General features: G+C 43.2%; 20 protein-coding genes and 1 riboswitch. Of the genes, 8 read left to right on the forward strand and 12 right to left on the reverse strand.

Going from position 1 to position 20878, the window contains the following annotated elements:
- Window positions 1-13 precede the first annotated feature (13 nt).
- The 3 genes from ACHUFQ_RS07120 to ACHUFQ_RS07130 form a co-directional block, all read right to left on the reverse strand.
- Window positions 14-733, reverse strand: coding sequence for a SapC family protein (locus tag ACHUFQ_RS07120; RefSeq protein ID WP_394174293.1), 720 nt, complete (start codon window positions 731-733; stop codon window positions 14-16).
- Window positions 734-751: 18 nt separating this feature from the next.
- Window positions 752-2314 (reverse strand): tryptophan halogenase family protein, encoded by a 1563-nt coding sequence (locus ACHUFQ_RS07125; RefSeq protein ID WP_394174295.1) that lies wholly within the window; start codon window positions 2312-2314, stop codon window positions 752-754.
- Between the two features lie 115 nt (window positions 2315-2429).
- On the reverse strand, window positions 2430-5429 hold the full coding sequence (locus ACHUFQ_RS07130; protein ID WP_394174297.1) for a TonB-dependent receptor: 3000 nt from the start codon (window positions 5427-5429) through the stop codon (window positions 2430-2432).
- 353 nt (window positions 5430-5782) lie between these two features.
- Between ACHUFQ_RS07130 and ACHUFQ_RS07135 the strand changes: the two genes are divergently transcribed.
- Window positions 5783-7768, forward strand: coding sequence for an ADP-ribosylglycohydrolase family protein (locus ACHUFQ_RS07135; RefSeq protein WP_394174299.1), 1986 nt, complete (start codon window positions 5783-5785; stop codon window positions 7766-7768).
- Window positions 7769-7840: 72 nt separating this feature from the next.
- Here ACHUFQ_RS07135 and ACHUFQ_RS07140 read toward each other — a convergent pair whose 3' ends face one another.
- Window positions 7841-9088 carry a DUF1254 domain-containing protein gene (locus ACHUFQ_RS07140; protein WP_394174301.1) on the reverse strand — a complete coding sequence of 416 codons (1248 nt, stop codon included), beginning with the start codon at window positions 9086-9088 and terminating at the stop codon, window positions 7841-7843.
- Between the two features lie 53 nt (window positions 9089-9141).
- Complete coding sequence (gene hmgA, locus ACHUFQ_RS07145) at window positions 9142-10449, reverse strand: homogentisate 1,2-dioxygenase (protein WP_394174302.1); 1308 nt, start codon at window positions 10447-10449, stop codon at window positions 9142-9144.
- Between the two features lie 421 nt (window positions 10450-10870).
- Between hmgA and ACHUFQ_RS07150 the strand changes: the two genes are divergently transcribed.
- Window positions 10871-11707, forward strand: coding sequence for a tetratricopeptide repeat protein (locus tag ACHUFQ_RS07150; protein ID WP_394174304.1), 837 nt, complete (start codon window positions 10871-10873; stop codon window positions 11705-11707).
- Here ACHUFQ_RS07150 and ACHUFQ_RS07155 read toward each other — a convergent pair.
- Window positions 11704-11916: a hypothetical protein gene (locus tag ACHUFQ_RS07155; RefSeq protein WP_394174306.1), complete on the reverse strand. Its 213-nt coding sequence runs from the start codon at window positions 11914-11916 to the stop codon at window positions 11704-11706. The genes ACHUFQ_RS07150 and ACHUFQ_RS07155 overlap by 4 nt on opposite strands.
- Before the next feature lie 55 nt (window positions 11917-11971).
- Between ACHUFQ_RS07155 and ACHUFQ_RS07160 the strand changes: the two genes are divergently transcribed.
- The 3 genes from ACHUFQ_RS07160 (at window position 11972) to ACHUFQ_RS07170 (ending at window position 13784) form a co-directional block, all read left to right on the forward strand.
- A complete protein-coding gene (locus tag ACHUFQ_RS07160) occupies window positions 11972-12739 on the forward strand; it encodes a DUF3800 domain-containing protein (protein ID WP_394174308.1) in 768 nt (255 codons plus the stop codon).
- A 100-nt stretch (window positions 12740-12839) separates the two neighbouring features.
- Window positions 12840-13289: a hypothetical protein gene (locus ACHUFQ_RS07165; RefSeq protein WP_394174310.1), complete on the forward strand. Its 450-nt coding sequence runs from the start codon at window positions 12840-12842 to the stop codon at window positions 13287-13289.
- Between the two features lie 111 nt (window positions 13290-13400).
- Window positions 13401-13784: a hypothetical protein gene (locus ACHUFQ_RS07170; RefSeq protein WP_394174312.1), complete on the forward strand. Its 384-nt coding sequence runs from the start codon at window positions 13401-13403 to the stop codon at window positions 13782-13784.
- A 67-nt stretch (window positions 13785-13851) separates the two neighbouring features.
- Here the strand turns inward: ACHUFQ_RS07170 and msrA are convergent, their stop codons facing one another.
- Entirely contained in the window at window positions 13852-14388 is a 537-nt protein-coding gene (msrA, locus tag ACHUFQ_RS07175) for a peptide-methionine (S)-S-oxide reductase MsrA (protein ID WP_394174313.1), read from the reverse strand.
- An 82-nt stretch (window positions 14389-14470) separates the two neighbouring features.
- Here msrA and ACHUFQ_RS07180 point away from each other — a divergent pair, with 82 nt between their 5' ends.
- Both ACHUFQ_RS07180 and rmf read left to right on the forward strand, forming a co-directional pair.
- Window positions 14471-14683, forward strand: coding sequence for a DUF3820 family protein (locus ACHUFQ_RS07180; RefSeq protein WP_394174314.1), 213 nt, complete (start codon window positions 14471-14473; stop codon window positions 14681-14683).
- Between the two features lie 331 nt (window positions 14684-15014).
- The gene (gene rmf, locus ACHUFQ_RS07185) at window positions 15015-15188 is read left to right on the forward strand and encodes a ribosome modulation factor (protein ID WP_138318918.1); all 174 of its coding nucleotides are present in this window, start codon (window positions 15015-15017) and stop codon (window positions 15186-15188) included.
- Between the two features lie 45 nt (window positions 15189-15233).
- Here rmf and modC read toward each other — a convergent pair whose 3' ends face one another.
- From modC to moaA, 5 genes are all read right to left on the reverse strand, one after another.
- The gene (gene modC / locus ACHUFQ_RS07190; protein ID WP_394174315.1) at window positions 15234-16340 is read right to left on the reverse strand and encodes a molybdenum ABC transporter ATP-binding protein; all 1107 of its coding nucleotides are present in this window, start codon (window positions 16338-16340) and stop codon (window positions 15234-15236) included.
- A gap of 11 nt (window positions 16341-16351) precedes the next feature.
- The gene (gene modB, locus ACHUFQ_RS07195; RefSeq protein WP_394174390.1) at window positions 16352-17047 is read right to left on the reverse strand and encodes a molybdate ABC transporter permease subunit; all 696 of its coding nucleotides are present in this window, start codon (window positions 17045-17047) and stop codon (window positions 16352-16354) included.
- Complete coding sequence (modA, locus tag ACHUFQ_RS07200) at window positions 17034-17813, reverse strand: molybdate ABC transporter substrate-binding protein (RefSeq protein WP_394174317.1); 780 nt, start codon at window positions 17811-17813, stop codon at window positions 17034-17036. Before modA ends, modB begins: the two co-directional genes overlap by 14 nt.
- 276 nt (window positions 17814-18089) lie before the next feature.
- Window positions 18090-18749 carry a molybdenum cofactor guanylyltransferase gene (mobA, locus tag ACHUFQ_RS07205; RefSeq protein WP_394174318.1) on the reverse strand — a complete coding sequence of 220 codons (660 nt, stop codon included), beginning with the start codon at window positions 18747-18749 and terminating at the stop codon, window positions 18090-18092.
- Between the two features lie 4 nt (window positions 18750-18753).
- Window positions 18754-19725: a GTP 3',8-cyclase MoaA gene (gene moaA, locus ACHUFQ_RS07210; protein WP_394174320.1), complete on the reverse strand. Its 972-nt coding sequence runs from the start codon at window positions 19723-19725 to the stop codon at window positions 18754-18756.
- Window positions 19713-19872: riboswitch (molybdenum cofactor riboswitch) on the reverse strand. It overlaps the preceding gene by 13 nt.
- A 347-nt stretch (window positions 19873-20219) precedes the next feature.
- Here moaA and ACHUFQ_RS07215 point away from each other — a divergent pair.
- Window positions 20220-20741: a hypothetical protein gene (locus ACHUFQ_RS07215; RefSeq protein ID WP_394174392.1), complete on the forward strand. Its 522-nt coding sequence runs from the start codon at window positions 20220-20222 to the stop codon at window positions 20739-20741.
- The last annotated feature ends 137 nt before the right edge of the window (window positions 20742-20878 follow it).

A 20878-nucleotide genomic window follows, 5' to 3' on the forward strand; every position in this document is an offset into this window, starting at 1 on the left:
CTCGATAAAGACACTATTGGTTGTCTTTTTTCTGGATTAGAGCATTGATGTTAGCGTGAGATGCTATCACCATATAAATGACTGATAACATGCCAGATTTATTAAGTTTTTCCAGTTGAACACCATTTAGGTTGGCAAGTTTGTCTTCATTGATGGTATAGAAACCACTCAGACGATTGTTGGTGCCATTGTTCAATTGGATATCCAGATTAAAAGGTTCCAGCAACTCCAGCTCGGTGATAGCTTGCATAAACTGGTCTGTCGCTGTTTTACTATCATGAATGGATTTTAGAATGGCGCTAACACGATTGATGTATTCACTGTTACCGCCGTGAGGTAAGAAAATATCGTTGCCAACTTCCTTATTTACTCTCGGATTATTAAGATCGATATGAATAACCTGGCTTTCTGTTTTTACACCGTTCTCTTCGTGTATCTGCGTACCGATTAAAAAAGGTTCCCGTTCAATCATCATTGGAATATAACTGGCCTGCCAGTGTTCATTCGTTAAAAATAAATTCTCATTTTCTTCAAAACCAAACAGGGCAATGGCAACAAAATCATTGGTTTTACCATCTTTAAAAAAGAATATTGGATAATCAGCCTGGGCGTGCTTGAATTCGAACGGATAAAGCACTGAAAACATTTTGTTATTGCCAAATTCAGCGGATTTTTTGGTATCTATTTTTAAATCTTTGTGGTCAATATTATTCAGTAATGCGTGACTAGCCATGAATGCTCCAATTTTTTATTAATGTTGTATCTGTTTTGTGGAGTTGCGGGTAATGTGATCAATGAGGTCTCGATTTGTTGGCAGACCAGCTAAATATTTATTACCCAATTTAACACTTTCGTGCATGTTTTTCTCGCTTAACTCTTTATTGTTATAGCGTCGTTTTAGGGGACGGGGCTGCGTGTCAAAGCCCATCCCATAGAGTATGTATTGATAACTGGCAGCAGGGAAAATTTCTTCAATTTGAATAAAATCGTTATACGTGGGTTCCTGGAATTGCCACAATGTCAGCAACTGCTGTAAATGCTCGGGAATGCTGCTTGGATTTCGGTTATCCTGCCAATACGCTGACGTCCGTTTACTCAATACATAATGCAGCTTGAGAAAATCGATGATGCGTTGCCAACGATACTCAAATCTTTGGTTGAATCTTTGAGCACTAATTTCCATGACATCTTGGTTTGCAGGTAATTCTTTGGCGATCATTTTTGCGCTTAGTTCAATGAGTGCCAGCGCTGACGCTTCCAATGGCTCAATAAATCCGGCGGACATTCCCACAGCAACACAGTTTTGGTGCCAAAACTTTTCTCGATAACCGGGTTGAAAATTCAGCTTTCTAATACTGAGCTGACTCAGAGCATCTTTTGATAAGGAGGGCCGTAGGTAATCTAATAGGGTTTTTTCTGCCTCCATATCGCTGCAATAGTCTTTAGCAAATACACAGCCAACACCGCGCCTGCTCGGCAGACCTATATCCCAAATCCAGCCCGCATCATGAGCAGTGGAAATGGTATGTGAGGCGATATTATCATTGGGGTTTTGATAAGGAACTTGCACAGCCAGTGCTGTATCATTAAACAGAATATGGCTCTGTGATCGTAACGGAATGTTATAGTGCTTGCCTATTAACAGTGCCGATGCACCCGTGCAATCGATAAATAAATCTGCTGCTATGTTGCCATGCTGACGAGTCGTTACTGCCTGGATAGCACCATCTTCCTGACTACATATGTTTATAACATCATCGAGGATGTGCGTTACTCCAAGCTTGCCGGTGCAATGCTGTTTCAATAAACCTGCGAACTTTGCCGCATTGAGATGATAACCGTAGTTTGCCACGGCAGCATATTCGGGAGTCTGGAATTGCTTTGGTGCTCGGTGATAATCACACAACAGTGGTTGGAAACTCATCGAGTGAGCAAAAGGCACATGCCGATGATGTTGCTGCCAATGTTGAATCAAATCGGTTTGTCCAAATCCATGGGGCGCCATAAAAGGATGATAATAATTATCCTGCTCACTCCCATCGACCCAACCAATAAACTGAGAACCTTGTTTAAATGAAGCTTCGCAGCAACGAATAAATTCATGTTCAGTAATGCCAATACTTTGCAAAGTAGACCTCATCGTAGGCCAGGTGCCTTCACCGACACCTATAGGCTTAATATCGGCCGACTCTAACAGCGTAATATCGATACCTGCAGAATGAGAACCATTGTGCTCCGCGGCAATGATCCCTGCAGTTAACCAACCGGCAGATCCTCCACCTACAATAACGATTTTTCGAACGGATTTATCCATAAAACTAGGTCTAACTCTCAGAGGATTAAACGTAACAGCGTTTTTCTATCCTATTCTAAAGTTCAGATAAATAAAAGCCGCTGCAGGCAGCGGCTTTTATAACATTTATCTAGATTTAGAAGGTATAACGTAAACCAACGTTATAACGGGCACCAGACTGCTCAATGTTTCTTACCATTAGCTTGTGACGTCCGTATTTACGAGTAGTTTCATCGGTCAGGTTGATTGCTTCTGCGAACACTGTCAGGTTGTCATTAAAGCTGTAACTGACATTCGCATCCAACTGGCCATAAGCTTCAACGTAAACTGGGTTAGATCCCTGTCCATCATTTAGATCCGACAGGAAGTCATCACGCCAGTTGTAGGCGAAACGTACCTGGAAGCCGTAGTTGTCATAAAATGCGACAATGTTGTACGAATCACTCACACCCAATAGAGGCGTATTATCATCGTCTTCACTAGCATTGTCGTATTCCACATCACTATCAACCATGGTGTAGTTGACGATACCGCCAAATCCTGAATCACCAAACAGGTGCTGGATATTAAGCTCAATACCGTCAACCTTGTTAGAGCCTTGATTGAATGGCTGGCTATATTTTACAGTAACTTCACCATTGGCTTCTGGTGAACCCCAAATCTGGTTTTTAACCGGGTCTCCACCTGGATCGACAATTACATTTGGATCACTGGCATAATTTGATGCAATGTATGCTCGAATTGCAGCACTATTTGATGGATCGCCACCTGTTGCCGCCACCGCTTCATCATAACGTGCACCTTCTACCGGACTGTATACGCCAGCATAGGTTTCAAAAATATCCTGTGTTCCGATTACGTTAGACACATCTTTTTGGAATAAGCCAATCGATGCGTAGCTACCTTCATCGTAGTACCATTCAAATGACAAATCGATATTTTCAGATTCTAGAGGTAACAGGCCAACGTTACCGCGAGAGCCACGGCCATTATCTACATTTCGAACTTCGTCTAAACGACCACCAGCAGTTAGGTTGCCATAACCCGGACGGGTCAGAGTCTCGCTGTAAGATGCTCTAATGACGATGTCATCGGTCACTTCTAGACTAAAGTCGATGTTTGGTAACAAGTAATCGTAATCAGCGCTGTCATCAAAAAACACGGCATCACCACGAACAATTTCAAATTCGTTAGTAGATACCCAGCCGATACGTAATACATCAGGAAGCAGCGTAGTTGCGCTTACATCGGTTTGCTCATAACGCAAGCCGATTCGCATGTTTGCTGGCATATCACCAAAGTCCCAGGCAAGATTTGCCTGAACATATGCGCTGGTGCTCTCTTCGGTTGTGCGCTTGTCATCGGAATATTCTGACGGTGCACAAATCGTCGTGCCACACGGCCATTTGTCCGGATCGTTTGGATCGCTATATAAAGTACCAACAAGATCTGCGATGGTATTAAAATCCACTGCCCAGAATTGGTCGATCATATTGGTTTTGTCGCCCGGCATATTGTCAAAGCGATCAACTATCGTACTCATGCTATCAAGCAAGAATTGATCGTCGATGTCTTCAGGAACCCCGGTACCACCCCAATTAGGACGCTCAGCAACGGCAAATGCCGTACGGTTTTCAACTTTGTTAAATCCAACACCAAAATCGATACTTTCAACGATGCCATCGTCAAAAACGTATTGACCGTCTAATTGCACCTGATCGATTTCAGATTTCATGTAACTGTTACGGAAACTGGTACCTGTCGTAACAACGCCCTCAGGTGTTAAACCTGGCGTACCGTCAGGGAATACCACCTCTACAACCGGGAAGCCAGAAGAGAAATCAACTTTGGTTTCTGCGCGGGTCCAGGTCGCTAATTGAATGGTGTTAGAGTTACCATAAATCGTATTTGGTTGTGATTCTGCTGATGAACTATGGAAATCAAGTTCAAAGCTCAGGCTATCATTGACCAGGTATTCAAGATTTATACCCGCTGATTTATTCTCATTCTCTTTACCACTTTGCTCTACCTGACTCACTAAGTCTGACGGACCATCAATATCATGGATATATAACGGCGCGGCAACATTATTTGAATCTGGATCTGTCCATTCGGAACCTGTTGGCAATCCTGCATAGTTCAGACTCATCCAAACAGAATGGATATTTTGATTTAAATCTTGTTCAAGCTTGGAGTAGGTATAATCAAAGGTTGCTGTAAAACTATCAACCGGTTGATATTGCAGAGTTAACTGGCCATTGGTACGGGTACGCTCTACTTCACTAAAACCATATAGTACGTTATGAGGCGCGGCATAGGTGACGCCAGCTGCCGGTACATTTATTTGTGTCGGGCCATCAGGAACAGAACCCCAGTCACCTTCACCACCTGTTTGTGGGCGCCAGCCGTTATCCACACCTGCGCGGGCACTACCACTTTCGCGATTCTGGTAAACCGCTGAGATTGCAATACCGAACTTACCATCGTCGGTGACGGTGCTATAAAGACCTGATAATTCCGGTGTCAATGTTGAACCATCCTGACTCGATGTATCATGAACAGCCTTTGCACCAAACGAAGCCTTCGTTTCTCCTAAATCAAGAGGTTTAAGTGTTATCAGGTTAATGGTCGAGCCGATACCACCTGTTGCAACATCAGCTCGACTGGTTTTGTGTACTTCGACGGCACTGACACCTTCAGAAGCTAAGTTACCAAAGTCAAATGAGCGGGAATCTGATGCGCTGGTTGCGTTAATATTCGCCGTTGGCATTTGGCGACCATTGAGGGTAACAAGGTTGTAATCCGGACCAAAACCACGAACCGTTACTTTACTACCTTCACCGTTTTCACGGTCAATTGAAACACCCGTAATACGTTGCAAGGACTCTGCAAGGTTGGTATCTGGGAATTTACCGATGTCTTCAGAATTAATTGCATCGACAACACCTTTTGAACTACGTTTAATATCCATGGATTTGGTTAAACTGCCACGAATACCGGTAACTTCTATAACTTCGATTTCATCGCCATCTGCCTGAGCGCTTTCTTCTGCCCCGACACTGACCATGGTGGTTGCACCCAGCACTAATGAAAGTGTGGTTGCGAGTTTTGACTTCTTGAATGTCAAGTTCGCCATCTGTTTCTCCCCTGGGAACTTAATCCCTGTTGTTTTTTCTTTTGTAACCGCTTACATTTTTAATTCTTGTACTTCGAAAAAATGCGGTTCTTTATAAACTAATATGTTATTTACATAACGTCAACAATATTATTAATAACAGGTTTAAGAATATTTGCAGGATGTCAGGTAGATAAAGAGGGTTTAAAGGTGTTGATTTTCTGGAATAAAATCTCCCGTTTATTACACTGAAGGCTAAAGATAGGTTCCCATTGCTTCGAATTTCAAATAACAGCTGCGAATTTTAAATAACAAGTCATTAACTTTTGTTATACAAGGTGGTCGTCATGCGTGTGAAAACAAGAAAAACTACAATGTTGCGATTAACCGCCTGGTTAATGTTCGGTCTTACCTTGCTATTAAATTTAAAAACCTCACAGGCTGAGCAAACGGCTCAGATGATTTCAGTTAATGAGTATCAGCAAAAAGTCTACGCCTCCTGGTTGGGACAAATGGTGGGCAATTTTTATGGTCTTCCCTATGAGTTTAAATATCTAGAACAACCGGGTCCGGATACCTTTCCTTATGGTTATGGCAGTAGCATTGAGCGGTTAAAAGAAATCAACGGCGCATTTTCTGACGATGATACCGATATTGAATATATGTATTTGTTGGCAATGGAAAAATATGGAACAACGCCTTATTACTATCAGCTGGCAGATGAGTGGCAGCATCAGGTACGGGAGCGCGTTTGGGCCGCCAATCGGCAGGCATTGACGCTAATGCGCGCAGGGTATACACCACCACTAACCGGGCATCGAAATTTCAATAGCGAATGGTTTCAAATCGACCCACAACTGGTGAATGAAATATGGGCGGTTACCGCCCCTGGTATGGTGGGATATGCAGTGCAGAAAACCGATTGGGCAGCGCGCATTACCAATGACAGCTTTGGGGTAGAGCCAGCGATGCATTATGCGGCCATGTATAGCGCCGCGTTTTATGAATCTGATATCAACACATTGATTAATATCGGTGTAAAAGCGTTGCCCAGGGATGCAAAGTTCGCCAAGGTAGTCGCGCATATGCAACAGCTGTATCAGAAATATCCACAAAACTGGCAACAGGCACGTCAGGAAATGGCGACGCAGTATGCGGGTAAATATGAATATAATCGCAACTCCTGGTATGCCATTGATGCGACATTAAATGGTGCCTGCGCCATTCTCGCGCTGTTGTATGGGCAAGGTGACTTTCAGCGCACCATGGACATGTCGGTTGCTATGGGCTTTGATGCGGATAATCAGGCCGCGACCTTAGGGGGCTTGCTAGGCATCATTGGTGGTTTGCAGGCCATACCCGAATCGTTACTTTACCCGCTAGGCAAAAGCCAATGGCAAAAACCCTTCAACGATGCTTACATCAATATTACCCGAGAGGATCTTCCCGATGCGAGTATTGAGGATATGGCTCGTCGTATTGCCGCTCAGGGTGAAAAGGTAATCATCGCCAATGGGGGGCGTAAAAAGACCGTAGACGGAGAGCAGGTTTATCTGATTAATAGCGATGCCAGTTTTATCGCTCCGATGGAATTACCGCACGCGCCGCCGCTGTTTATCGAAGCGAATCGTGAATTTAACTTTGAATTTTATCCATTGTTGCACCATCAATCTCTGGAAAAGGTGCGCTTTTCCATTATTGAGGGCAAATTACCTGAGGGACTCGCGCTAAAAGATAATCTAATTTTTGGCTCCAGCCAGACAACGGGGGAGTTTGATGTGACCATACAAGGGGTAATGCCCGGGATGGTCAATCGGCAAACGTATCGGTTTTCCGTACATAGTAAAAACCTGGCGCCAGAGGCCATCGCGATACTCCATAATGATAAAGAATATCTGGACAAAGATGAACCGATTAACCTTATCCGCGATGGTAAGCGGGGGTTAGGTGATGGTTTGAGTCTGGGTGAGACGTTTTACTCTGTGCCGCAGACTAAAGCACCTGCGAAAGCAGATTCCTATGGATATCGATTTAACGCGCCGCAAACCATTTCTGTGCTGCTAGTTAATCCCGGATATGTGAAAGAAGACAGTGGCTGGTTTAACACCTTTACGGTGCAATATTTAGATAGCCAGAAAAACTGGCAAGATGTTGAAAAACTAAATGTTACCCCGCACTTAGAACTTCACAACAATAAATATTTGCAGGGTAAAGTCATCGATCACATTGTCCGTTTTCAACCGGTCTCGACTACGGCAATCCGAATCATGGGCATTCCAGGGGGAACCCAGCCAGATGACAGTAATCAACAAAAAGTGTTTCAATCGGCGATAGCTGAACTTAGTGTTCATCAGCAATAATCGTTTGATGCGCACGCCTTGTGTTTGAAATGCCGTTGCCCATTTTGTATCCAGTTTGCAACGTATTAGAGGCTAATGGACATAAGTCAGCGGCAGCCGGGGATTTTTCCCTTTGGTTTGTTCTAACAAAGATAAACCAGGCTGGTAGTAAAAACTGCGAATAAAAGGACGTTGGGCATTTAGAGGTAAGAGATAACCGGGAAATTGATGGCTGGCGTTTGGTCGTTGATTGGCACGAACTACATAAAGGTTAAAACCAATATCCCCCTGATAATCAACGCGGGTATTAAAGTTATGGTAGCCAGAATCCCCAAGACGTAAATACCGGAGCTTTGTTGGTACCGGCATCGTATCGATGCCCCACATATATGCAGATATATTATCCGGTTTTACGGCCAAGTTTTGCATCGTATTTACCTGCGCGACGACATCCTGTTCAAGGCGTTGCACCACTTCCAATCGATTAGTCGCCGCCATTGATGGGTAATTGAACATCAGGCCCAGAGCTTGTCGTGCAAAGGGCATTTGTTGTTGATCGCTAGCGCCAGTCATTAATCCCTGGTTGTCCCAAAAGGTAAGGTTTTGAGCTTTGGAGGTTAACTGTCTGGAAAGATTTTTGGCAACTTCACGGGAATAGATTTGTTGTTGTACTTCCAGCCAAATCTCTTCCAGCGGCGAAAACGGATGATGAGTCATCAGCCAGGTGATGATATCTTGCGGCGCAACATTAACAAGCTTAGGATCGGATTTTTCGATAACAGGAACGGCGATACTTTCGCTAAACCCTGACAAGCTAACCTGCTGGCGTACATCCTTGTTTGAATAGCTGGCGTTTGGGTAACCAGACAATGTGCGCAGCACCACCATAACCAGATATGACTGACTTTTAATCGATTTTCCGTTGGGTTTGTCGCCCGTATAATTTTCATGGCTGAGTACATATTTATATTGGCCAACAGTTGTATGTTGATAAAAAATCTGTCGGTAATTTAAATCGATTATTTGTACACTGCGATAAGGTCCAAATTGTTCTGGAAGCGCGATAACTACCGGACTGGTACGTAAATCAGCGATGGCCACCAGATGCTGAATGCCTGGCGCGGTATAATCAACCGCAGACATACCTGTTGGTGATGCAAACCGATTACTGCCAAAGTGACGCAAATGTTGGATAACACGCTTTGCATGATAGATACGGGAAAAGGCGAAATACTGACTGTCGTCAAATTCTTGTTCGAGGTTTGGGTTGGTATTGGCCGATACATTGACAGAACAAACCAGCAGCGTGATACCAAGTTGTTTGAGAAACCGTGCAACCATGCCCTATAGCATAGGACATGATTGCAAAACCGTGAATCAAGGTTGTTTTCTGGTTAAGGGTTGTTCGGATTAAATTTCTTTTTGATGGATTGCCAGCAATCAATATAAGCCGTTTGTCTTTCTTTGCCGTTTAGAGCATAAGCGGTCGGTGAAATGATATATCGCGACTCGAACATAAACGCTAAGGTGTTTTCATAACGTTGTGGCTTGAGATCAACTGTACTGGCTTTTTCAAATACCTCGGCCTCAGGGCCATGGGGTGACATACAATTGTGTAAGCTTGCGCCTCCGGGTACAAAACCATGTTCCTTGGCATCATATACCCCCTCAATCAGCCCCATATATTCACTCATTAAATTGCGGTGATACCAGGGGGGACGGAAGGTGTTGTCAGCAACCATCCAACGCGGCGGAAAGATAACAAAATCCAGATTGGCAACTCCAGTGGTCGCCGACTGCGATGTTAATACTGTAAAAATCGAAGGATCGGGGTGATCATAACTGACTGTATTAATAACATTAAAACGAGATAAATCATATTTGTATGGAGCGGAATTGCCCGTCCAGGCAACCACATCCAATGGCGAATGACCAAGGTCACAGGTAAATAAATTGCCATTGAATTTCGTCACTAGCGTAAATTCCCCGTCAAGGTCTTCATAGGCGGCAACCGGATATTGAAAATCACGATCGTTGCTGTAACCATTGGCGCCAACCGGGCCACGCTCGGGTAGGTGCAGCGGCTCGCCATAGTTTTCACACAAATAGCCGCGGGCGTCATCAGTAAACAAATTTACTTGAAATTTCATGCCCCGCGGAACTACCGCAATCTCACCAGGTTTTACGGTTAACTTTCCACATTCAGTAAACAACAGGAGTTCACCCTGCTGCGGCACAAACAATAATTCACCATCGGCATTGCAAAAATAACGATGGTTCATGTCGGCATTAAAGGCATAATGATGAATTGCCATGCCGTTTTGACCATTGGCATTGCCGTTGGCCGCCATGGTGACTAATCCGTCAATGAAATCGGTGCGCTTTGTTGGGATTGGTAAGGGATCCCAGCGTAACATGCTCGGTGGCGTAATCGCCTCTGTTATCGGTGCTGTTCGGATCAGACCATTATCAAGCGCCTGATATTCGCCTTGCACGGCACTGGGTCGGATACGATAAAACCAGGTACGGCGATTGCTGTCTCTCGGCGCCGTAAAAGCCGTGCTGCTAAATTGCTCGGTATACAGATCATATTGTACGCGTTGGGGATTAAACTGTCCGACAGGTAAAGCACCGGGTAACGCCTCGGTTTCAAATTCGTTCCCAAATCCGTTCATATAACGTAGTGAATCAGCGACCGACATAATGGCTTCCTTTAATTGTTATATTCTCGTTAGATAGATAAATCTTAACGCATAATAGCCGTGGAATTAATGACCATATGCTAAATAAGATTTTAATCCTTGCAAGGCCCTAAGGTAATTGTAATAACTACTTTACATAGATTGTAAAGTCGATGGCTAGTGGGTGATGCTTTGCCTGAAAAAATGCAGATTCAATAGCAAAAAACTCTCAGTAGCTTGCCAATCCAATTGACCCATTTGTTGTTTATTCTGCTATCGTTGTCCTATCATCTAAGGCCAATAAATTCACTTGTTCTCGCGTCCATTATTGTGCTTAATGTTCGGGCAGGTTGGTTGATAATTCTTTTAATAGCCTTGCTATTTGTTAATTTGCCCTTAAATAGCAACTAGAAAACGACTAAATTATTTAAAAGCAGGATATATGATTCAAATCACCCCAGATAACTTTCAGCAATTAATGTTTGAAGATTCAAAAGAAAAATTGGTCGTTGTCGCATTTTGGGCCGATCAAATTCCTGAAAGTGTGCAACTGCGGGATGCCCTTGCCAGCAGGCTGGCCGGGAAAGAACAGGCGATTGTGTTTGCCGGGGTCGATTGTCAGCAACAACAACAAATTGCCGCACAATTTGGGATCCAGTCTTTACCGACCGCTGTTGTCGTTAAAGATGGCCAACCTATTGATGGCATTGCCGGACCACAGACCGACGAATCAATCACGCAGTTTATTGATAAGCACTTACCAAAACCTGAAGATGAGTTTTTAACACAAGGTCAGGAAGCGTTGTTGCAGCAGCAACCGGGCGAAGCATTGAACTTTTTACAACAAGCTCGGGCAATCGACGAACAGCGCGCAGATATTGCTTTGGCATTAGCTGATTGCTTCGTACAGTTAGGAAAACTGGATGATGCCGACACCTTGCTGGCGACCATTAAAATGGTTGATCAGGACAGTTATTACCATAGCCTGTTATCTAAACTGGAATTGGCAAGGGAAGCTAGTCAATCGCCGGAAATTCAAGCGTTAGAACAAAAATTGCAAGAACAACCGGATAATATTGAATTGCAACATAAACTTGCGGCGCAATACAGCCAGAATAATCGTCAGGAAGAAGCCCTTGAAATGCTGTTTAGCCTACTGCAAAAAGATGTGGGTGACAGTGAATCACGGAAAATGATGTTGGATATTCTCGCGTCGTTGCCATCTGGGGATGCCTTAGCTGCTAAGTATCGACGTAAGCTTTATACGTTGATGTACTAAGCTGGCGGAAATACTTCGGATATCGTATTTCCTAAAGGTGGATAATCGAGTAAACGACACTCGATTGGGTGGATTCGAAATACAAAACATTTCGAGAGTGGAGTCGAAACAAAAGACGTTTCGAAGGTGGATAATCGAGTAAACGACACTCGAATGGCAAGGGCGTATAGCTCCTGACCGTCTTCCGCTGTTAATTCCCATTTTGTCATATGTGCTTGCGCCCGCGATTAAAAACTATATTTCATTCAGAGTATGGAGACTCAATTGGACTATTTAGTATATGGAGATGAAAGTGGAACAACGGGCAGTGACCGTTGTTACTCTATTGGTTTGCTTTGCGTCCCAAAATCTAAAGTTGGTGAATTCAATAAATACGTTATTGATTTAAAAAGGAAGCGAGGAATCGTTGGTGAACTTAAATGGTCAAAAATCAAGAACAGTGCAGGGCAGGCAAATATTTGTGTAGACTTGCTTTCGATGGTTCTTAGAAGTTCATGCTGCTTTCATTCTATCGTTGTTGAAAAATCAATTTACAACAACTGGAAACTAGATAGAGAAAAAGCATTCTATCAAACTTATACCTACCTATTAAAAAATACGGCAAAACAAGTAAAATCTAAACTTGTTGTGTTGATAGACCAAAAATGTGACAAGTATAAAAAGCACGACGAAGTAATTGGTATTGTTGCAAACAATATGTTGGCAAAACTTGGTTCTGACAGAACTATCCAAGAAGTGAAAATGAATGATTCTAAAGAACATCTTGGTTTGCAAGTTGTTGATATATTGACTGGTGCGGTCAATTCAGGATACATGAAGTTCTTAAACTCTCAGCTAACTCTCTCAGTAGCAAAGGAAGCTGCATTCGTAAAAATGGCAAATATGCTTGGTTGGGATAAACTGGTTTACGATACATACCCCAACAAAGATTTTAACATTTGGCACTTTCCATCTGAAAATAGATCAAGACCTTCTACAAAAATGATTACTCCTAATTTCAACATCAAAGCAGTTGAACCAAGTGAGATTTAAATATATTAAGCTGTTTCAGAAGGTCAAAAATAGTTTTTTGCTTTCGTTTTCAACATTTCAGCAAACATTTTTCGAACTGTACTGGGGCTGAAGTTTTCGTATGGAACTTGTTAAAATAAATGCAATGATACTGGCTCTGGAATGTGGCGCTTCAACGATTAAAAGTGTCACTGATTGGGCAGATCAAATTATCTTAGATTCAGATGAACCTGACGTGAGGCTTTTCGACGTTTCAGTTGCTAAAAATGTTAACGAGGCGGTTTCTGCCTTACGAACGTTTGGCCCGTCTAACGATACTAAACTAGTGGCTAAGGCAGCATTCTCAATGTTTGTTTACGCATTGGAAAATAACCTAACTAGCTATGAGAGAGTAGCCCAGAAGATCTACTTTATGTGTTTTGAGCCGAATATATGTCTACCGGATGAAAATGCTGAGGGAGAGATGCTCAGTTATTGGGATTCATTGGATATTGCAAACGACGGGATTTATGGAGATCCGGTTGAAATAAAGAAAGGGATGCTAGCTTTTTTAAAGCAGTATGAAAACTAATTTACACATCAATATTTGGGGCAATAAAGCTGAGAGTGATTTGTTACTTTACTTACGAAGCGTTATTCGACCATGGTCTAGACATAGTGTTTTAAAGGAGTAATCGTAAAAGTGCTTAATTTAGAATCTGTGGCAGAGTCGATTGCTCTGCATAGGGCAATATTGCAGGCAAAATTTGCAGAACTGGAGCCTTTTGATAGTGCGATACCGTACAGCAAGCCTTTAGCTGACATTGCAAAAAGAAACTTGGATTCAATAATTGAAGTGCTTTCTGAACAAGGTGAGGAATTAGAAGCAAAATTGTGGTCAGAAAGTCGTAATTTAGATAGCGATTGGAACGGTTTTAGCCTAATTAAAACCAGAATCCAATTAACCTCTAGCTGGCCTTCTTATAGCGAAGCGGAAAAAATAAAGTTAATTGAGGTCTTGTGCTCTCCTTTTGTGCCGTCGCAACAGCAATTAAATGAACTGCTTCTAGTATCTAGCGAAGCATAACTTACCAAGTTACCGCTAGGCGTTTTTGCATACTGAACTCTGCCATCTGCAGTCTGTGCACTAAGGGTTATTTGCCCTGCAAATACCGCTTCAACTTTTCCAGTTTCGGGGCGACGATTATCTGGCAATAGGGTTGTTGCGAATTGGTATCGTAATAATCCTGATGATAATCTTCGGCTCGATAAAACGTGGCCAGTGGTTCAATACTGGTGACAATCTCAGCGGCATATTCACCCATCTGGTTTAACGCAGCAATTTTTGCTTTAGCCTGCTTCAATTGTTCATCGCTATGAGGGAATATCGCACTTCGGTACTGACTACCGATATCGTTTCCCTGACGATTTAGCTGGGTTGGGTCATGAAGAATAAAAAAGATATCCAGTATTTCCTCAAAGCTTATTTTTTCAGGACTGAATTTAATTTGCACGACTTCTGCATGACCTGTGGTGCCTGAACAAATTTGCGTATAAGTTGGGTTATCAATGGCACCGCCCATATAACCGCTTATTACGCTAATCACACCTGGCACGCGTTGATAGGGCGCTTCCAGGCACCAAAAACAGCCACCAGCGATGGTTGCGGTTTGTATATTTTGTCCAGACATCATCAACCTCCAGTAGAAATTAACTGTAATCATTTACAACTTAACGTTATCATCAATTCTCAATACACGCAGCAGTAGTACTATGGATCAACAAGAATTAATTGACGCCGTTAACCAGATTATGCCGTTTGGTAAATACCAGGGGCGTCCATTACTTACACTACCAGAACCTTACTTAGTATGGTTTAAAAGTAACGGTTTTCCCGATTCTAAACTGGGGCGCCAGTTGGCTTTGATTTATGAGGTAAAACTTAATGGATTAGAAGCCATGTTAATGCCGTTATTAAGGGAATAACACAGCTAACGGACAATGGTGGTTTAACAAGGCGTCTACAAAACTAGGAGTTGTTCGATAGGACTTGAGGTGTTCTGACGCCTCAGCTATTAATGATTTAGAGGCGCTTTTTCTGAGACTTGAAACCTGCAACCTGAAACTTCAAGCATGAAACCTAAACTCTTTCCCCAAAAATAATAAAAACTTCCTTAAAGCTCGTTTTTTTGGTTGCTAGTGCGGCAATTGTGGACTTAAATTAAAAGCTAGGGTGTCGATATATCTGCCTTTTCTTGGGCCAAGGGTATTGACGACCCGTTCCCCACAAGACGTGTTGATCTAGTAGGAGTTATCAATGAAGAGACAAAAGCGCGATCGTCTGCAACGAGCTCATTCCCATGGTTACAAAGCCGGCCTGCACGGCAAAAATAAAGAAGAATGTCCCTATCAAAATCTCGATGCAAAATCCGAATGGTTAGGTGGTTGGCGCGAAGCAATGTCTGACAGGAATGATGGGCTATTTAAATAAAGCGAAAAACCGAACAACTCAAGGTTGCAACCCTGAACTTTGCGTTTAAAAGCAGCGAATAGCATCGGCCTGGAACTGAATATACACTTCTGTGCCCAGAGCTAATCGTAATAACTCTACCGCGTATCGAGATGTATTGATGGTAAAGGTGTGATCCATGACCTGAACTTTTACCATCATGCCATTGCGGCTGAGGCGGTGCAATTGCGTCACGGTTCCACAGAAACAGTTAATAATGGAGCTCGCTTCAGGCTTCACTAAGCTCAAACTGAGATCGTCCGCCAATATATAGCATCGTAATGCTTGCCCTAGGGAAGCGTTCATCAGAGGCGCAAATAATTTAACCTGATTGTTATGGGGCGCCATAAAATCTAACTGCGTTAACCCGAAATTCACTAAGTGTTGCTTGACAGTTAACGTGAGTGACGTTGGACTGCTTATCTCCGATGTTATGCGTTCATGGAGATTATTCAAAACCTGATGGACATGACCATGTTGAATAATCCGGCCATTTTCCATGACCATAACATCATCAGCCAATTGCTGTATTTCTATAATATTGTGACTGACATAAAGTATTGGTAAGTTCAGACGTTGATGAATATTGCGTAGCAGCTGTACCATATTGCCACGGGCACGATTATCCAAATTCGACAAGGGCTCGTCCATTAGCAATAATTCCGGCTCAGCCAGCAATGCACGGGCAATTGCGACCCGTTGTTTTTCGCCTGCGGACAATTTTAGTACATCGCGATTGAGCAGCGCATCTATTTGCGTCAGGTGAATGATTTCGTCTAAATCGAGGTGATTAGGTTTACAACGTTTATACGCGTAGTTAAGATTTCCTAATACGGTTAAATGCGGAAACAATCGAGCATCCTGAAAGACAAAACCAATTTTTCGTTGTTCCGGCTTGATGAATTTATTGCGGTTTTGCAATGTTCGGCCATTGAGGATAACGTCTGCTTTAGCATCTTGGTTTAAGCCTGCAATAACGCGTAAGAGACTGGTTTTTCCGGAGCCTGAATGGCCAAGAATGCCAGTGATCCCCTCGAGATCAAAACGAAACTGACAACGTAAATCAAAATTGTCGAAATCCAGAGCAATATCGACATTGAGGCTTTTATCTAAGCTGTCCCTAAGGCTCTTCATTATCCCCAAACTCATGGAGCTACCCAGTCTTTGACGTTGCGCTCATGATTAAAGTTAAGTAGATAAATTAAGGCTAGCAATACCATGGAACCTATTAATAATAAGGCGGCAAGCCAATGAGCCGTTGCGTAGTTCAATGCTTCAACTTGATCGAAAAGAGCAATAGATAACACACGGGTTTCCCCTGGAATATTTCCGCCAATCATTAAAACCACGCCAAATTCGCCGACCGTATGGGCAAAACCCAAGCTCGCCGCGGTAATAAAACTGGCTTTGGTCATCGGCAAGACGATGGTAAAAAATCGGTCAATACTGTTCGCACAAAGCATCGCTCCAGCCTCGAGTAAACTGTCGCCAAGTTGTTCAAACGCCTTTTGCAACGGTTGTACAACAAATGGCAGAGAGTAAATTACCGAACCGATTAAGATACCGGTAAAGCTAAACGCCAGAGACTGGCCGGTGACACTTTTCCACCAGGCGCCGGGCCCGTTTGTCGGCGAAAACAATATCAATAAATAAAACCCCAATACCGTTGGTGGTAGCACCAAAGGTAGCGCAACGATAGCTTCCAATATGACTTTATACCGACTTTTTAATTTACTCATATACCAAGCCAGAGGCGTGCCCAGCAGTAATAAAATTACCGTGGTCAATCCGGCAAGTTTTAATGTCGTATAAAGGGCTAGCCAAGCATCATTGCTGGTCATCAATTGGGATCTCCGGGTCCGCGTAGCCCATTTCCATAATGAATTTCTGGCTGCTATCGCTGAGGATAAATCGCTGAAAACTGCGTGCTAACTCTACATCTCTAGATGAGTTTAGAATAATCATCTGCTGCTCTATTGGCTCATGCAAGTTACGATCAATTAATACGCCACTGCCGATATCGGATAGCAACAATTGCGAGTAAGAAATAATCCCAAACTCAACTGCACCGGTACGGGTGTGTTGGTAAGTTTGACTGATATTGTTACCGGTAATGACTTGCTTGTGAAACTTTCGCCATAATCCTAAGGTAACCAGTGTCTCTCGGGCAGCTTTTCCATAAGGGGCTAAATGAGGCGCGGCAATAGCGATTTTCCGCTCGTGGGTGTGTAGTGCATCTACGGACGTATTGTCGTTAATTGCCGACCATAAAGCCAGCTGGCCAATGGCATAGGTATGACGACTTTCTGGTAACGCAAAACCTTCCTCAACCATGAGTTTCGGGCGTTTGATATCGGCAGCAAAAACCATATCAAAGGGAGCACCGTGACGCACTTGTTGGTACAAAACGCCAGTGGCCGCAACAGAAATTTTGGCATCAATTTTGTGGTCATTTTGCTGATTGTAAGCGGTAATCAATCGCCTAAGTGGTTCAGCAAAATTTGCGGCAACACCTATTTTTAATGTCGTTTGCATTTGCTCAGCAGATGCGACTGTCGAACCTATCAGGGTCAGGATAAATAACAGGGAACGGGAAATATTTACCACTTTGGGCCTCAATTTGATTTTTTATTATTACAGCAACGAAATAACCGCATTATTGCGTTGACTGTTTTCCAAAAGGGGGCTTGGATTTTGACCGTCTATTATAAATCTAACTTTATAAAATGCATCATTTACAATGCGAAATACTCACCAACAAGACCGACTCGCGATGATGCAAGGTCATCTATGATACTACGGTTTGGCTAGAGGGGAATAAACACGTCGAATGCATAGCCGTTTGACAAAGAATCATCGGTTATGGGCGCAATCCATGGTTGATTAGCTTATGTACTGATGGAAACGCGATGTACTTTCTATTTCCCGAGCCGTTTGTTGTGCTCGCTGCCACTGTTCAGGTGTATTGGTGTTTTCGAGTCTTTTGGGAAATTCACTACGCAGCGAGTTAACACCGCTTTGCTCAAATAGTTGCTTAAAGGATGGCCCCTTTGTTTCTGGATTAGTAACAAGTCTTTGATAGTGCTGATTTAAAAAACTTTGTACCTGAACATTTATGGGTAGGTAAAGCGGCAGCGGATGATCTGCAAAACACGTACATTTACCACTTAACTCACCAGCGATTTTTATCTGTTTTACCTCAGCTGCACTCAGCAACGGCATATCAACTGGCAAAGCTAGAATCGCTTTGGGTTGTCGTGTTTGAATGATTGAGTATAGCCCCATCAAAGGCCCGGCAAAGGGGATGTAGTCGGCGATACCCTGATGCTGGCTTTTACCACTAATGACAATATCGTTAATGCCAGCCTGCTCCAGTAATGATGCGCTGTATTGCATCATCGACGAGGTTGGTTGTGCGGCTACGTTTACATCGGCTTTCGCGCTATGAGTTGATAACAATGCTGGCAAACGGGATTTGTCTTGGCCCATTCGTTGGGATTTTCCGCCGGCTAACACCACGCCGAGTATTGAAGAGGGGTGCATCTAATTATCCTCCAAGCATGGACAGTTGCGTGGTTGCGCCCGTGTGACCTTGCTGCAAATAGTGGGTTGGCTTTTTATCAGCCAGTAAGGTTCTAATGGCGGTCTGTAACGCGAGTGGATTATCGGTTGCTAAATATTCTCGAATAGACATACCAGCATCGGCGAAAAGGCAAAGGTGCAGTTTACCCAGAGCGCTAACTCTTAAACGATTACAGGTACTGCAAAAGTCTTTACTGTAAGGGCGAATTAATCCGATTTTTCCGGCGAAATCGTTATGTTGATATTCGAGCGCGGGACCTGCGGTCTTTGGACGGGCGGTCAGCCTCCAGCCCTTTTCAAGCAGGGTATTCTCAATACGTTGGCCACTGACATGTTGAGCCTTGTAAAACTCAGCATTGTTACCGGTTTGCATTAATTCAATAAATCGCAGGGTTAATGGCGTTTTGCGAATAAACTCAAAAAACTGATTTAATTCGTGATGATTAAATTCGCGCATCAAAACCGTATTGATTTTTATATTGGTTAGCCCAAGGGTTAAACATTTATCGATACCACTGAGGATATCGTCAAGCTTATCTTTACCGGTAATGGCTTTGAATTGGCGTGGATCAAGGGAGTCAATGCTAATATTTAAACTATCCAGGCCAGCCTTTACCCAGTCCTGAGCATTTTGCGTTAAATTAAAACCATTACTGGTCATCGCTACGTGCTCGATACCATCGGTGCCTTTGCAGGCTTCAATAATTTCCGGCAGGTCCTTACGAAGAGCTGGCTCGCCTCCGGTGATACGGATTTTTTCGGTGCCTAATTGAGAAAAACCATTGGCCAGGCGGGTAATTTCCGGCAATGACAGAAAGTCCCGGTCATGATCACATTGATAACCATCGGGCAAGCAATAGTTGCAACGAAAGTTGCAGACATCGGTAATTGAAAGTCGCAAATAGTAAAATTTGCGGCCAAACGCATCTTGTAGCATGTTCACCTTTCCAAATTCGGGAGGCTAACCCGTTTCCCGGTTAACCCTGGTGGCCGTAGCCACGGCTAAGCATTCGTAGAACTGCGCAGTGCGAATATTACACATTGCAAACCCCGTAGAATACAAAGCTCGGCGATAATAAGTTGTAGTTCTAAGGTTAACACTTAGGCAACAAACAACCAATATTTTAAAGGAAATAGTTACCTGGTTTTGCATCATTAAATTTTGATTGTGGGTATAAGAGCGATACAAGGATTTGTTTTAGGTGGAAAAGACTTTTAGTATAGAAAGACAAATGTCCGAAATTACAACAGCCTTTGAGATCAAAGCGTTGTATATGCAAGACAGTTTAAACAAGCGGAGGGCTACCTTGCCTTTGTGCAATAGTAGCCTTATTGAGTCAGCGAGTGCTAGACAGTGCGGAGAAAGCGATTATGTTAATGAAAATGAAATCTATGATGTTAGTTCGACAAAAACTGATTTGGTTGTTAACCATGTTGTTTTCGCTGCACGTGTTAGCTGCTGATGACGTGTATATCCCTGATAGTAATCAACAAGGTGAACTACACCCTAAACTGGCGATGTTCAAGCCTTACCTCGGTGGCTGGCAATCCGACATGGGGAAAAACCAGCAGGGCGATCCCATGATTGATATTTCAGTGTGGCAGCGAGCCTTAAACGGTAACGCGGTTAGAACCCTACATTCAATCAATGACGGCGCTTACGGTGGAGAGTCATTAATTTTTTGGGATGAGTCCGAAAACAAAATCAAATTTTATTATTTTACCACCGCAAGTTTCTATACCTCAGGTTGGATGGAAGTGACCTCAGATAACGCATTTACTGCTTATGAAGATGTCACCGGCTCTGAACAGGGGATCACTCAGGTGAAATCAACCAGTACACTTTCGGAAAATGAAATAACCGTTTCCACCAGTTATCTAAAAAATGGTGAGTGGACCGAACCGCAAAGTCGAAAATATGTTCGTAGTGATAAAGCGGTGAAGTTTAAGTAACGAAACTGTCGTTTCGTTACTTGTTATAGGGTGACAGGCATTCGCCGGGCGAGAACACCTTTTTGTTAGAAAGGTGTCCAGGTGACAGACTGGCGTCGGTGGGAACTTGAAGCAATAATCGGATAATTCGACAGCGT

This window comes from Thalassotalea litorea (genome assembly GCF_043642205.1).
GTDB classification, from domain to species: domain Bacteria; phylum Pseudomonadota; class Gammaproteobacteria; order Enterobacterales; family Alteromonadaceae; genus Thalassotalea_A; species Thalassotalea_A litorea.

Bases quoted from the DNA above. Each gene is read 5' to 3' on its own strand.
- ACHUFQ_RS07155 (WP_394174306.1), bottom strand. From the start codon at position 11,916: ATGACAAAATGGGAATTAACAGCGGAAGACGGTCAGGAGCTATACGCC.
- ACHUFQ_RS07150 (WP_394174304.1), top strand. From the start codon at position 10,871: ATGATTCAAATCACCCCAGATAACTTTCAGCAATTAATGTTTGAAGAT.
- mobA (WP_394174318.1), bottom strand. From the start codon at position 18,749: ATGCACCCCTCTTCAATACTCGGCGTGGTGTTAGCCGGCGGAAAATCC.
- ACHUFQ_RS07165 (WP_394174310.1), top strand. From the start codon at position 12,840: ATGGAACTTGTTAAAATAAATGCAATGATACTGGCTCTGGAATGTGGC.
- moaA (WP_394174320.1), bottom strand. From the start codon at position 19,725: ATGCTACAAGATGCGTTTGGCCGCAAATTTTACTATTTGCGACTTTCA.
- ACHUFQ_RS07125 (WP_394174295.1), bottom strand. From the start codon at position 2,314: ATGGATAAATCCGTTCGAAAAATCGTTATTGTAGGTGGAGGATCTGCC.
- ACHUFQ_RS07135 (WP_394174299.1), top strand. From the start codon at position 5,783: ATGTTGCGATTAACCGCCTGGTTAATGTTCGGTCTTACCTTGCTATTA.
- ACHUFQ_RS07130 (WP_394174297.1), bottom strand. From the start codon at position 5,429: ATGGCGAACTTGACATTCAAGAAGTCAAAACTCGCAACCACACTTTCA.
- ACHUFQ_RS07140 (WP_394174301.1), bottom strand. From the start codon at position 9,088: ATGGTTGCACGGTTTCTCAAACAACTTGGTATCACGCTGCTGGTTTGT.
- ACHUFQ_RS07120 (WP_394174293.1), bottom strand. From the start codon at position 733: ATGGCTAGTCACGCATTACTGAATAATATTGACCACAAAGATTTAAAA.
- hmgA (WP_394174302.1), bottom strand. From the start codon at position 10,449: ATGTCGGTCGCTGATTCACTACGTTATATGAACGGATTTGGGAACGAA.
- ACHUFQ_RS07215 (WP_394174392.1), top strand. From the start codon at position 20,220: ATGTTGTTTTCGCTGCACGTGTTAGCTGCTGATGACGTGTATATCCCT.
- msrA (WP_394174313.1), bottom strand. From the start codon at position 14,388: ATGTCTGGACAAAATATACAAACCGCAACCATCGCTGGTGGCTGTTTT.
- modB (WP_394174390.1), bottom strand. From the start codon at position 17,047: ATGACCAGCAATGATGCTTGGCTAGCCCTTTATACGACATTAAAACTT.
- modC (WP_394174315.1), bottom strand. From the start codon at position 16,340: ATGAAGAGCCTTAGGGACAGCTTAGATAAAAGCCTCAATGTCGATATT.
- ACHUFQ_RS07180 (WP_394174314.1), top strand. From the start codon at position 14,471: ATGGATCAACAAGAATTAATTGACGCCGTTAACCAGATTATGCCGTTT.
- rmf (WP_138318918.1), top strand. From the start codon at position 15,015: ATGAAGAGACAAAAGCGCGATCGTCTGCAACGAGCTCATTCCCATGGT.